Annotated in this window: 13 protein-coding genes and 1 riboswitch; of the genes, 8 read left to right on the forward strand and 5 right to left on the reverse strand. The window is 77.0% G+C overall.

All coding sequences use genetic code 11. The features are described from left to right. Positions 1 to 188 precede the first annotated feature (188 nt). From D7294_RS12600 to thiO, 3 genes are all read right to left on the reverse strand, one after another. Positions 189 to 1046 carry a thiazole synthase gene (locus tag D7294_RS12600; protein ID WP_120678884.1) on the reverse strand — a complete coding sequence of 286 codons (858 nt, stop codon included), beginning with the start codon at positions 1044 to 1046 and terminating at the stop codon, positions 189 to 191. Position 1047: 1 nt separating this feature from the next. Further along, the gene (gene thiS, locus D7294_RS12605) at positions 1048 to 1248 is read right to left on the reverse strand and encodes a sulfur carrier protein ThiS (protein WP_120678886.1); all 201 of its coding nucleotides are present in this window, start codon (positions 1246 to 1248) and stop codon (positions 1048 to 1050) included. After that, the gene (thiO, locus tag D7294_RS12610) at positions 1245 to 2456 is read right to left on the reverse strand and encodes a glycine oxidase ThiO (protein ID WP_120678889.1); all 1212 of its coding nucleotides are present in this window, start codon (positions 2454 to 2456) and stop codon (positions 1245 to 1247) included. Before thiO ends, thiS begins: the two co-directional genes overlap by 4 nt. Further along, positions 2454 to 2564: riboswitch (TPP riboswitch) on the reverse strand. (Overlaps the previous gene by 3 nt.) Before the next feature lie 217 nt (positions 2565 to 2781). Between thiO and D7294_RS12615 the strand changes: the two genes are divergently transcribed. The 5 genes from D7294_RS12615 (at position 2782) to D7294_RS33125 (ending at position 7609) form a co-directional block, all read left to right on the forward strand. After that, entirely contained in the window at positions 2782 to 4038 is a 1257-nt protein-coding gene (locus D7294_RS12615) for an NAD(P)/FAD-dependent oxidoreductase (protein WP_422070686.1), read from the forward strand. Positions 4039 to 4164: 126 nt separating this feature from the next. Further along, a complete protein-coding gene (locus D7294_RS12620; RefSeq protein ID WP_120678893.1) occupies positions 4165 to 4530 on the forward strand; it encodes an Rv2175c family DNA-binding protein in 366 nt (121 codons plus the stop codon). A 227-nt stretch (positions 4531 to 4757) separates the two neighbouring features. After that, on the forward strand, positions 4758 to 5393 hold the full coding sequence (gene thiE, locus D7294_RS12625; RefSeq protein WP_120678895.1) for a thiamine phosphate synthase: 636 nt from the start codon (positions 4758 to 4760) through the stop codon (positions 5391 to 5393). Between the two features lie 127 nt (positions 5394 to 5520). After that, positions 5521 to 6447, forward strand: coding sequence for a methylenetetrahydrofolate reductase [NAD(P)H] (metF, locus tag D7294_RS12630; RefSeq protein ID WP_120678897.1), 927 nt, complete (start codon positions 5521 to 5523; stop codon positions 6445 to 6447). Positions 6448 to 6469: 22 nt separating this feature from the next. Beyond that, positions 6470 to 7609 carry a chromosomal replication initiator protein DnaA gene (locus D7294_RS33125; protein ID WP_241562313.1) on the forward strand — a complete coding sequence of 380 codons (1140 nt, stop codon included), beginning with the start codon at positions 6470 to 6472 and terminating at the stop codon, positions 7607 to 7609. Between the two features lie 118 nt (positions 7610 to 7727). On the opposite strand, the gene D7294_RS12640 is transcribed toward D7294_RS33125, so the two are convergent. Both D7294_RS12640 and D7294_RS12645 read right to left on the reverse strand, forming a co-directional pair. Beyond that, positions 7728 to 9140, reverse strand: a complete 1413-nt coding sequence (locus D7294_RS12640) for a phytoene desaturase family protein (RefSeq protein WP_120678899.1) — start codon at positions 9138 to 9140, stop codon at positions 7728 to 7730. A gap of 60 nt (positions 9141 to 9200) precedes the next feature. Then, positions 9201 to 9818, reverse strand: coding sequence for a TetR/AcrR family transcriptional regulator (locus D7294_RS12645; protein WP_120678901.1), 618 nt, complete (start codon positions 9816 to 9818; stop codon positions 9201 to 9203). Between the two features lie 235 nt (positions 9819 to 10053). Here D7294_RS12645 and D7294_RS12650 point away from each other — a divergent pair, with 235 nt between their 5' ends. From D7294_RS12650 to D7294_RS12660, 3 genes are all read left to right on the forward strand, one after another. Further along, positions 10054 to 10542, forward strand: a complete 489-nt coding sequence (locus D7294_RS12650) for an SAV_6107 family HEPN domain-containing protein (protein WP_120678902.1) — start codon at positions 10054 to 10056, stop codon at positions 10540 to 10542. 413 nt (positions 10543 to 10955) lie between these two features. Beyond that, positions 10956 to 11804, forward strand: coding sequence for a class I SAM-dependent methyltransferase (locus tag D7294_RS12655; RefSeq protein ID WP_120678904.1), 849 nt, complete (start codon positions 10956 to 10958; stop codon positions 11802 to 11804). Positions 11805 to 12011: 207 nt separating this feature from the next. Next, the gene (locus tag D7294_RS12660; RefSeq protein WP_120678906.1) at positions 12012 to 12413 is read left to right on the forward strand and encodes a DUF3040 domain-containing protein; all 402 of its coding nucleotides are present in this window, start codon (positions 12012 to 12014) and stop codon (positions 12411 to 12413) included. Positions 12414 to 12566 lie beyond the last annotated feature (153 nt).

Genomic DNA, 12566 nt, shown 5'->3' on the forward strand with positions numbered 1-12566 from the left:
CCGCCGGATGCGTGGATCGTATCTCAGCGGGTGAACGCACCGGCCCCCGGCGGCGGCCGGGCCCCGGCCCGGCCGCCGCCCCCGCGACGTGCCGGCCCGCGGACCGCGAATCGGGACCCGCAGCCCGCAGCCCGCAGCCCGCAGCCCGCAGCCCGCGGACCGCAGCCCGCAGCCCGCGGACCGCGGACCTACGGCGTGGAGAACGCCGGGAGTTCGGGGCCAAGGCGGGCCAGTCCCTCGGCCGGGGAGGAGGCCGTGGCGAAGCGCCGCGGGGGAATCCGGCCGGCGAGGCGGGCGAGGCGCCCGGCCTCCACGGCGCCCCGCATCGCCACGGCCATCGCCTCGGGGCGCGCGGCCCGCGTCACCGCGGAGGCCAGCAGGACGCCGGCACAGCCGAGTTCCATGGCGAGCGCGGCGTCCGAGGCCGTGCCCACGCCCGCGTCCAGGATCACCGGCACCCCGGCCCGCTCGACGATCAGCTCGAAGTTGTGCGGGTTGCGGATGCCGAGCCCCGAGCCGATCGGGGCGCCCAGCGGCATCACGGCCGCGCAGCCCGCGTCCTCCAGGCGGCGGGCGAGCACCGGGTCGTCGTTGGTGTAGGGCAGCACGGTGAAGCCGTCGTCCACCAGCACCTCGGCCGCCTCCAGGGTGGCCACCGGGTCCGGCAGCAGGGTGCGTTCGTCGGCGATGACCTCCAGCTTCACCAGGCCGGTGCCGAGTGCCTCCCTGGCCAGCCGGGCCGTGAGCACCGCCTCGCCCGCGGTGTGGCAGCCCGCGGTGTTCGGCAGCGGCCTGATGCCGAGCTCGTCCAGCACCGAGAGCACCGAGCCGCGGACGCCCGGGTCGAGGCGGCGCATCGCCACCGTCGTCAGCTCGGTGCCCGAGGCCGTCAGCGCCCGGCGCAGCACGGTCAGGCTCGGCGCCCCGCCGGTGCCCATGATCAGCCGGGAGGACAGCCGCAGGTCCCCCAGGACCAGCGGGGAGCCGGCGCCTGGGCCGGCCTCTTCGGCGCGCGTCCCCGCGGGCGTGTCGGTCGTGTCAGCCATCTCAGCCTCCCTGAACGGCGGTCAGCACCTCGACGCGGTCGCCCTCGGCGAGCGCGGTGGCGGGCCACTGCCCGCGCGGGACCACGGTCTCGTTGAGCGCCGCGGCCACCCCGGCGGGGGCGGCGGTCAGCCGGGCGACGAGCAGGTCGAGGGTGAGGCCGGCCGGCACCTGGCACCGCTCGCCGTTGAGCCAGACGTTCATACCGCGGCCTCCCGGTGCGCGTGCTCGAAGCGCCGCGCGTGGAACTCTCGTGCGTATGTGGGCAGTTCGCCGCCGGTCAGCGACTCGGCGAGGGCCTCGCCGGTGAGCGGGGCGAGCAGCACCCCGTTGCGGTGGTGGCCGGTGGCGAGCTGGAGCCCGGGCAGCGCGCTCGGGCCGAGCAGCGGGCCGTTGTCCGGCGTCGCGGGCCGCAGCCCCGAGCCCGTCTCCGCCAGCGGCAGCTCGGTCAGCCCGGGCAGCAGCTCGTGGGCGTCCCGCAGCAGCCGGTAGACGCCGCCCGCGGTGACCCCGGCGTCCCGGCCGTGCTCCTCCACGGTGGCACCCAGGACGAGCTCCCCGCTCGCCCGCGGCACCAGGTACACCTGGCCGCCGCGGACCACGGCGCGCACCGTCCTGGACAGGAAGGGCGCCTGCCCGGGCCGCGCCGCCGGCATCCGCAGCCGCAGGATCTGCCCCTTGACCGGGCGGACCGGGGGCACGGCCGCCGCCGGGATCCCGGCCAACTCGCCGCTGCGCCAGCCGGCCGCCAGCACGCACTGCCCCGCCGCCAGGGCCTCGCCCCCGTCGAGGAGCACCCCGGTGGCCCGGCCCCCCGCCACCGTCAGCGCGCGGGCCCAGGCCCGGTGGAAGAGCACCCCGGCGCGTTCGCAGGCGGCCAGCAGCGCCGCCACGAGCAGCCGCGGATCGGCCTGGTGGTCGCCCTCGACGCGCAGCCCGCCCTGCACGGCCGGGGCCAGCATCGGCTCCAGGGAGCGGCACTCGCGCCCGGTCAGCCACTCGGCGGCCAGGCCGCAGCGCCGCTGCAGGGCGTGCAACTCCCGCAGCTGCGCCCGGTCGTCGGCGTCGAGCGCCACCTGGAGCGTGCCGCACTCCCGGTAGCCGATCCCCAGGCCCGTCGCCTCGGCCAGCTCAGCGGCGAACTCCGGATAGCGCGCGGCCGAGGCCAGGTTGAGCCGCAGCAGCGCCTCCTCGCCGTGGTGCAGCTCGGTGACCGGGGCCAGCATCCCCGCGGCCACCCGGGCGGCGCCGCCTCCGGGATCGGGGTCGACGACCGCGACGCGCAGGCCGCGCCCGGCCGCCCGCCAGGCCGTGACGAGGCCGATCACGCCGCCGCCGACGACCAGCACGTCCGGGGCCCGGCCGCCCGGCGGCGGCCCGGAACCCGAGGGGGAAACGGATGCGGTGCGCATGAGTGTGCGACTCCTCCCTTCGCCGGCATGACCCGGATCAGGTGCGTACGGTCGGAGGCCGCCAGCCTCCCTCTCAGCCCGGTCGTCCGGGCTCCCGTGGGTGTCCTACCGCGCTCAGCCTAGTACCCCGCCGCCCGTCCCTCCCGGCCGCCGGCGGCGTCATGGCGGCGCGGCCGGGCGGCCCCGGCCCCGGCCCGCGTCGTGCGGCGGCGTGCACGGCGGCCGGGGCGCCCGGGGGTGGCCACAGGCGGCCGGGGGGCGCGTCGTCCTAGGCTGGCGCCCGGCCGGCGGGGCGGACCGCGGGCCGCGGAGCCTGGAGTTGCCAGTGAGGGAAACGAAGCGCGAACGCGCCCTGATCGTCGGGGCCGGGCTTGCGGGCGTGCAGACGGCCGCCGAGCTGCGGGCACAGGGCTGGGACGGCCGGGTGACGCTGCTGGGCGCCGAGCCGCACCCGCCCTACGACCGCCCGCCGCTGTCCAAGGAACTGCTCGCGGGCGAGCCGGCCGAGGGCGCGGAACGGGGCGGCGCGCACCTCCTCGACGTGGACTACGCCGCCCTCGGCGTCGAGCTGCTGCTCGGCCGCACGGCCACCGGGCTGGACACCGCCGGGCGCCGGCTGGACACCGACGGCGGCCCGCTGCCCTACGACCACCTGGTGCTCGCCACCGGGGCCGAGGCGGTGCGGCTGCCCGGCACCGGCCGGACGCCGGGCGTGCACGTCCTGCGCACCCTGGACGACGCGCGCGCCCTGCGCGCGGTGCTCGCCGCCCGCGGCAGCCTGGTCGTGATCGGCGCCGGCTGGATCGGCGCCGAGGTGGCCACCGCCGCCGCGGCGGCCGGCTGCCGGGTCACCGTGGTGGAGGCGGCGCCCCGGCCGCTGCCCGGCGCCCTGCCCGCCGAGGTGACGGAGCCGATGCGCCGCTGGTACGCCGAGGCCGGGGTGGAGCTGCGCCTGGGCCTGCGGGTGACCGCGGTCGGCACGGGCCGGGTCGAACTCGCCGACGGCACCGCGCTCGCGGCCGACGCGGTGCTGGCCGGCGTCGGCTCGCGCCCGGCCACCGGCTGGCTGGCCGGCTCCGGCATCGCGCTGGGCGCCGACGGCTCGGTGCGCGCCGACGAGCGGCTGCGCGCCTCGGCGCCCGGCGTGTACGCGGTCGGCGACTGCGCCTCCTACCCCTCGGCGCGCTACGGCGTGCGGCTGCTGATCCACCACTGGGACAACGCGCTCGGCGGGCCGCGCACGGTCGCCGCGGGCATCAGGGGCGAGCGGGCCGTCCACGATCCCGTGCCGTACTTCTGGTCGGAGCAGTTCGGGCGCTACGTCCAGTTCCTGGGGCGCCGGGGCCCGGCCGACCGCCTGGTGTGGCGTGGCGACCCGGAGGCGCCCGAGGCCGAGGGGCCCGGCTGGACGGCCTGCTGGCTGGGGCCGGGTGGGGAGCTGACGGCGCTGCTCGCCGTGGACCGGCCGCGCGACCTGGCGCAGGGGCGCCGCCTGGCCGAGCGCGGCACCCCGCTGGACGAGGCCAGGGTCGCCGACCCGGCGGTGCCGCTGCGGGCCGCCGCCGCGCCGGGGCGGCCCTGAGGCGGGTCGGCGACCCCGGCGGCCCGGCGGCGCCACGGCCCCGGCGGCGGGCGGCCTGGCGGGCCCCCTCCCACGAAAGGCCGCCGCCCCATGACGGCTGTCGGCGGGAGGTGGCACGCTGGACGCGTGACCGAGATTGATGCGAAGACCGACGCTCTCGTCCCCGCCTGGCTCACCGTCCCCGACATCGCGGAAGCGCTCGACGTGGAGGTGACCCGGGTCCGGCAGCTGATCAAGGAAGGCCAGCTGATCGCCGTCCGCCGGGGAGAGAACAGGGTCCTCCAGGTGCCCGCCGCGTTCATCGACGGCGACCGGATCGTGAAGGGGCTGGTCGGCACCCTCACGCTGCTCCGCGACGACGGCTTCACCGACGAGGAGATGCTGGAGTGGCTGTTCACCCCCGATGACACCCTGCCGGGCACCCCGGCCCAGGCGCTGCGGGAGAACCGCGGCACGGAGGTGAAGCGCCGGGCCCAGGCGCTCGCCGTCTGAGCCCGCGCCCCCGGGGCGGCCGCGCGCCTCGGCCGGCCGCCCCGGGGCCGAGCCCGGCGCAGCCCTGCCGAAGAATGACCGCACGCCCGCCGAAGCCGTACGGAAGACACACGAGCCGTGCGGAAGGGGCTGTGCGGAAGCCCTACGAACCGTACGAGCCGTACGAACCATACGAACCGTACGAACCACAGGAATCCACAGGAAAGAGAGAAGGGGGGCGGCCCGGCATGCTCGCCGACGCGCGGCTGTACCTGTGCACCGACGCCAGGAAGCGGCAGGGCGACCTGCCGGAGTTCCTCGACGCCGTCCTGGCCGGCGGGGTCGACATCGTGCAGCTGCGGGAGAAGGGGCTTGAGGCCGGGGAGGAGCTGGAGCTCCTGTCCGTCTTCGCCGCGGCCTGCCGCCGCCACCACAGGCTCCTCGCGGTCAACGACCGGGCCGACGTCGCCCACGCCGCCGACTGTGACGTGCTGCACCTGGGGCAGGGCGACCTGCCGGTGCCCGCGGCCCGGGCCATCCTGGGCCGGAAGGTGCTGATCGGGCGCTCGACCCACGCCGAGGAGCAGGTGGACGCCGCCCTCGGCGACCCGGCGGTGGACTACTTCTGCGTCGGCCCCTGCTGGCCCACCCCGACGAAGCCGGGGCGCCCCGCCCCCGGCCTGCCCCTGGTGCGGTACGCCGCCGAGCGGGCGGGGGACCGGCCCTGGTTCGCCATCGGCGGCATCGACGCGGGCACCCTGGACCGGGTGCTGGACGCCGGCGCCCGCCGGGTGGTCGTGGTCCGCGCCCTCACCGAGGCGGCTGACCCGGGCGCCGCGGCGGCCGAGCTGGCCACGCGGCTGCGCGAGCGGGCCGGCTCCTGAGGCCCCGGCCGAGCGCGGTACCGGGGCCCGGCGCGCACCCGCCGGGCCCGGTGCGCGGCGGGGCCCGCGGGCGTCCGCCGATCGGACGGGTTCCCTGCCCGCGCCGCGAGGTGGGTAGCCTGCGGTCATGGCCCTAGGCACGCCGAGCACCAGGAAGGACCGGGCCCACACGGTGCGCGAGCTGCTCGCCGCCGGTGAGTGCTCCTTCTCCTTCGAGTTCACCCCGCCCAAGACCGAGCAGGGCGAGCGCACGCTGTGGAATGCGATCCGCCGCGTCGAGGCGGTTGGCCCGACCTTCGTCTCCGTGACCTACGGGGCGGGCGGCTCCTCGCGCGAGCGCACCGTGCGGGCCACCGAGCAGATCGCCACCGAGACCACGCTGACCCCGGTCGCCCACCTGACCGCGGTCAACCACTCGGTCGCCGAACTGCGCAACATCGTCGGCCAGTACGCCGCCGCCGGCATCAGGAACATGCTGGCCCTGCGCGGCGACCCGCCCGGCGACCCGATGGGGGAGTGGACCAGGCACCCGGAGGGCGTGACGTACGCGGCGGAGCTGGTTTCGCTGATCAAGGAGGCGGGCGACTTCTGCGTCGGCGTCGCCGCCTTCCCCGAGATGCACCCCAGGTCCACCGACTGGGAGACCGATCTCAGGCACTTCGTGGCCAAGTGCCGGGCCGGGGCCGACTTCGCGATCACGCAGATGTTCTTCGACCCGGCCGACTACCTGCGCCTGCGGGACCGGGTCGCGGCGGCCGGGTGCGAGACGCCGATCATCCCCGAGATCATGCCGATCGCGAACGTCAGGCAGATCGAGCGGTTCAAACAGCTCAGCAACTCGACCTTCCCGCCCGAGCTGGAAAGGCGCATCCTCGCCGTCAAAGACGACCCGTTGGCTGTACGCTCGGTCGGGATCGATTTCGCCACGGAGCTGTGTGCGAGGCTGATGGACGAGGACATCCCCGGGCTGCACTTCGTCACGCTGAACACCACGCTGCACTCCACGGCGACGCTGGACGTCTACAAGAATCTGGGTCTGCATCAGCGGACTTAGATCCCTGCCGAGAGGGGCGTACATGGGCTGGGCGGTCCTCTACATCGCATTCGGATTCGTCGCCCTCTGGCTGCTCGGCGAGGTCCTCCTCCAGTACAAGGCCCGGCTGCGCTGGCGTTTGGTGGCGTTCTGCGGGTTCCTCGGCGTCGTGGCGGGCGTGGTGATGCCCTCGGTGCCGCTGATCGCCGTCGGAGCCGTCGCGTTCGCGACCGGCCAGACCTTCGTGACCCTCTCCTTCCGGCGCGGCTTCTCCACCGGCTGGGCGCTCGGCGGGCGCCCGGGCACCAGCCGCCGCAGGCGCGCCGAGCGGGGCGCCATGCAGCCGCTGGAGCCGCTGCCCGAGGGACGGGAGCAGCCGGGCGGAGCCGCCGACGCCCCGCCGCCGCCCGGCCACCCGCCGGTGGACGGCGTCCCCGCGGCCGCCGAGGGGGACTACCCCACCGGCCGGATCGACCCCTTCGCGGCCGAGGCGGCCCAGCGCGGCGAGGGCGGCGAGGGCGGCCAGGGCGAGGAGATATACGGCAACGCCCCCCCGGACGGCGCCCCCGAGCCGGGCGACTCCTACCGGGACCCCTACCAGGAGCTGTACGGCGGCACGGAGGGCGGCGGCTTCGAGCGGTCCTACGCCGGGAGTCACACGGGCCCCGAGGCCGGCGGCGAGGGCTACGGCTACGGCTCCTACGCCGAGGGGCAGGAGGGTCGGCCGGAAGCGGCGCCCTACGCCGCCCCGTACGCCGGGCAGTACTCCGAGCAGCCCGCCGGCCCGTACGCAGACCCCTACGCCGACCGGTACGCAGACCCCTACGCCGACCAATACGCCGACCAGTACGCCGACCACGGCTCCGGGATGTACCGGCCGGACGTGCCGCCCGAGCACCAGTCCTACCCCGGGGGCTACGGCACCGGCCCGGACTCCGGCCCGCAGACCGGCGGTTACCCGCAGGACTCCGGCTCGGGCGAGTGGCCCGCCGCGGTCCCCTCCTACCAGGAAACCCCGCCCGGCGGCGTCTGGATGCCCCAGCAGCGCGACCCCTCCCCGGCCCCGGTGCCCGGCGAACCCGGCTACGGATACCCCGGGCAGGACCAGGACCCGTACGCGCAGCAGGAGGGCTACGACCCCCAGGGCCAGGGCTACTACTACAACAACGACCAGCGGTACTGAGCCGCCCGCTCCGGCCCGCCCGGGCCGCGCGCCCCAAACCCCTTGCGGAGCCGGCCCGTTCACCGGCCCCGCCCGGCCCCGGGCAGCCGCGGCCGGCGAACGCCGGCCGGCGAGCCGCTCAGGAGGAGCCGCGCCATTCGGGGCCCTCGACGATCAGCCCCGCCGCCAGCGCGCCCGACATCCCCACGGCCGCCAGCCCCCCGCCCGGGTGCGCGAGCGCGCCCACCCGGTAAAGGCCGGTCAGGCGGCCGGTGTTGGGGGCGGCCAGCAGCGCGCCATCCGCCCCGGCGAGCGCCGGGGGCGCCACCACGCCCCCCGGCACCCCGGTGTCCCCCGCCACGTCCGCAGGGGTGCGGGCCTCGTGCCACAACAGCCGTTCCCGCAGGCCGAGACCGGCCGCCTCCGTGGCCGCGAGCAGCCGCTGCGTCCACTCCCGCACCGGGCCGGGCGCCGTCCAGTCCACCTCGCCCTGGGCGGGGGCGGGGGCGGAGACGACCACGGCCTCGTGCCCGGGGCCGGGGACCAGCGTGGGGTCGTCCGGGCGCAGCACCCGCACGGCCGCGCCGGCCTCGGCGCCGTGCAGCAGGGTGCGGTGCGCGGTCCCGGGCGGGCGCGGGCCGCGCAGCGCGAGCAGCAGCGTGAAGCGGCTCAGGCCCCGCGGCGTGGGCGCGCCGGGCGGCGGGGCGCCCCAGACCACCGAGTCGGCCTCGAACGCCTCGCCCCCGGCGAGTTCCACCCCCGCGGCCCTCCCCTCGCGGGAGAGCACGCCGGTGGCCCGCACCCCGAAGCGGAACTCGACCCGGCGCTCGCGGCAGCGCGCGTACACCGCCTCCGCCAGCGCCCGCATCCCGCCCCTCGGGTACCACAGGCCGAAGGACTGCTCCAGGTACGCGAACAGCGCGGCGCCCGGCGGCAGCGCCCCGGGCGGGCAGCCGTACTCCTGCGCCGTGGCGACCAGCAGCGCCGACAGCCGCGGGTCGCGCAGCTCGGCCTCGGCCACCTCGGCCAGCGTCCCCGGCGGGCGGCGGCGCAGCAGGCCGCGGGGGCGGGCCGGGTACGGGTCCCGGGCGAGCGCCGGGGGCGGCGGGCCGGTCAGCGGCTCCTCGACGAGCGGGCGGCGCACGGCCTCCCACACCGCCCCGGCCCGGCCGAGCAGCCCGGCCCACCGTTCCCCCGCGCCCGCCCCGAGGGCCTGGTCCAGGGCCTGCCGCACGCCGCCGAGCGCCGCGGGCAGCCGCACGGCCACGCCGTCCGCGAACCGGTGTTCCGCGGCCGGGTCGACCCGGGCCAGCGGCACCCGCTCGGCGAGTTCCTCGCGGCCGGTCTTGACGAACAGATCCCGCCACACGGCGGGCAGGTACAGCAGCCCGGGACCGGTGTCGAAGGCGAAGCCCTCCCGCGCGAAACGGCCCAGCGCACCCCCCGGCCCTTCGCCGCGCTCCACCACCGTCACCCGGTGCCCGGCCGTCGCCAGCCGGGCCGCCGCCGCCATGGCGCCCATTCCCGCGCCGACCACCACGATTCGAGCCATGGGCCGAGATCCTATGCGGGCCCGCGCGGCCGGAGGCGGCCGGCGAGGAGCCGGGCGGGCTCAGGCCGCGCCGCCTCCGCCGAGCCGCCCGCGCAGCAGGACCGAGAGCGCGGCGTGCACCTCATCCAGGCTGCGCGCGGGGTGGAAGGCGAGCCATTCGAGTGCGCCGAGCGCCACCATGCCCACCAGCGCGCCCCCCGTCAGCTCGATGTCCAGGGCCGGGTCCAACTCGCCGCTCTTGACGCCCTGCTGGAGCACCTCCTCGACCAGGCCGGTCAGCTGGTGCCTGACCTCGGTCAGGGTGGGGTGCCAGGCGCGGTTGGTGCGCCACTGCTCCGCGACGAGCAACCGCGTGAAGTCCGGGTTCGCCGCGATGAAGACCAGGGCGGCACGGGTCATGCCGTCCAGGGCGTCGACCGCCCCGCCGCTGCCGGCGAGGGCCCCCTGCGCCGCCGCCCGCAGCCCCGCGGTCAGCGGCGCCACCCCCTGGCGCAGCAGTTCCTGGAAGAGTTCCGTCTTGCCGCCGAAGTTGTAGTAGACGGTGCCCTTCGCGACGCCGGCACGTTCGGCGATCTGCTCCATGGTGGTTGCGGAGAAACCCTGTTCGGCGATGAGCGTGATCGCCGCCTCGTAGAGCCGCTGCCTGGTCGCACCGCGGCGGGTGCTCGTGCTTGTCATGGGGGTGATTCTGCACCTCACGGGGGCCCTGCCAGGACTCGCCCGCCCGGCGCCCCGGGGCCGGGCGCCAAGGGTGCTCCGCCGCCGTCCGCGCCGCGCGGCCCGCCGCGCGGGCCCGCCGCCGGGCGCCCCGTCGCGATCGGGAACGCCCGCGCGGCGGGGCGGGACCGCGCGTTCCGTCCGTTGTCAGTGCCATGGGTCACCATGTGCGCAGATGGACCGTATGGACCGTTGAATGACGACTGACTGGAGGCTCGTCATGACCGGACTCCCGACCGACGTGCATCCCGTGCCGCGCCGGGCGCCCGCACCGCCCGCCGCGCTCGACCTCCTCGCCCAGGCGCGCCGCGGCCTCGACGAGGCGTCCACGCTCACCGACCCCGGCGAGGCGTACGTCGCCGCCCATCTGGCCGCGCTCCGGGTCGCCGCGGCGGTGCTCGCGGTCCGGGGGCGTCCTGAGACCACCGCCCGCGGCCGCAGCCGTATCCGCCCCGCCTGGGAGGTGCTGCCCGAGACCGCACCCGAACTGGCCGAGTGGGCGGCGCTCTTCGCGGCCAGCGCCACGCGGCGGGCCAGGATAGAGGCGGGCGTCAGGGGCGTGGTCGGGCGCGCCGAGGCCGAGGAGCTGGGCCACGCGGCGGGCTTCTTCCTGCGCCTGGTGGAGGAGATGCTGGTGCGGCAGCCCTCGCTCCCCTTACTTCCCACCGACCGTGCGGCAGGGTAGGCCGCATCGTCCGCGTCGTTCGGATCCTCGCGGGGCCCGCGGCGCCGGCCGGCGGCCCGCCGGGGCGTGCGCGCCGCGGCGGCCGAAGTAGGGTGGTGCCGCCGGCCCGGGGCCTGGCCACGGCCGGTGCCCCGACAGCCGCCGACCCCGCACCGACCACAGCTCTTCCGCGCACCCGCGCACCGCGTCACCCTCGTCGCCCACTTCGGATTTCCCGGTCGCTTTCCCGCCCTTCGGGGCCGGGCGGAAGCCGGGCGGGGGGCGGGATCGGCGCGCACGGGGCGCGCGGCGGCGCCGTGCCACCGGAGGCGGGTCCGCGGCGGCCCCGGCGCCCGTCCGGCACGTCCTCGTGGAGCCACCGCGGGGACGGGACGGCACCACACCGCACCACAGCAGCAAGGGAGCCACCCGCAATGCCGCCAGAGCCGAGGGTCCGCGACGCCGGAGAGCCGACGACGCCAAGGCCGCACGCCGCCCTGCGGACGGGGGTGGTGTGGGACGTACTGCGCGAGGCGCTGGCGCGTCAGGCGCGGGCCGCGGGACGGCAGGTGCTCGACGTGCTCGACACCGGTGGGGGCAGCGGGAGCCTCGCCGTCCCGGTGGCCGGGCTCGGGCACCGCGTCACCGTCGTCGATCCCAGCCCGAACGCCCTGTTCGCGCTGGAGCGCAGGGCCGCCGAGCAGGGCGTGGCCTGGGCCGCGGAGGCCGCCAAAGAGGCCGGGGCCGCCGGGCAGGGCGGCGGCCGGGTGGTGCGCGGCGTGCAGGGCGACACCCAGGACCTGCTCGAGGTGGCCGGGCGCGCCGCCTACGACCTGGTGCTGTGCCACGGGGTGCTGGAGTACGTGGAGGACGCGGCGGCCGGGCTCGGCGCCGTCGTCGGCACCCTGCGCCCGGGGGGCACGCTCAGCCTGCTGGCCGCCGGGGTCGGCGGCGCGGTCCTCTCCCGGGCCCTGGCCGGGCGGTTCGCGGAGGCGCGGCAGGCCCTCGCCGACCCCGGGGGGCGCTGGGGAGAGGCCGACCCGGTGCCGCACCGGTTCACCGTGGCGCAGCTCACGTCCCTGGTCGCCGACGCCGGCCTGAACGCCCGGGAGGTGCACGGCATCCGGGTGTTCGCGGACCTGGTGCCGGGCGCCCTGGTGGACACCGCCCCTGACGCGGTCGCGGAGTTGACCCGGCTGGAGGCGGAGGCGGCGCGGCTGCCCGCCTTCCAGGCCATCGCGGGTCAGCTGCACGTTCTGGCGGAGCTGCCGGGCCGGGAATAGTCCCACTCCTCGTATCATCGACATCAGCTCTCCGGCATGACCCCGGCCCCCAGGGGGAATGAGATTTCCGCCCCCACACCCGGCCTGGCGAGCAGGCCGTCGTGGGCGAAATTGGCGTACAGGGGTGGGTTTCACAGGGAGGCGTCCCTGCCTATCCTTGAAGGGTCGGAACCGGTCGCCACCGCGACCGACGAGTAGGAGGACTCCGTGCCGCTCTCGGACCACGAGCAGCGCATGCTCGAACAAATGGAGCGAGCGCTGTACGCCGAAGATCCCAAATTTGCGACAGCGCTTGAGGGAAACGAGCTGCGCACGCACCCCCGTCGGCGGATCTACCAGGCGGTAGCCGGATTCGTGCTGGGAATCGCCCTCCTCATGGGGGGCATGGTTGCCCACGATCAATGGATCTGGCTGAGCGTGGTGGGGTTCCTGATCATGCTTGGCTGCGCCGTCGTGGTCGTCACCGGCTGGCGCAAGACGCCCTCGCAGGGCGGCGGCCAGCAGGGGCGGGCCCGCGGAGGGCGGGCACGCGGCCAGCGGCAGCGGCGGTCGATGATGACCCGCATCGAAGAGCGCTGGCAGCGACGCCGTGAGGAACGCGACGACTGATCCGGACCGACACAGGTCTTCCTCGGGTCTTCCCCGAGATCCCCCAAGGGGTCCTTCCGGAAGAGCCACCCGAGACCTTGCAAGGGGCCGCCCGGCAGCCGGGCGGCCCCTTTCTCTGCTTCCCCGGGGTTCCCCGGGGTTCCCCGGGCTTCC

Source organism: Streptomyces hoynatensis (assembly GCF_003626535.1).
Lineage (GTDB): Bacteria > Actinomycetota > Actinomycetes > Streptomycetales > Streptomycetaceae > Streptomyces > Streptomyces hoynatensis.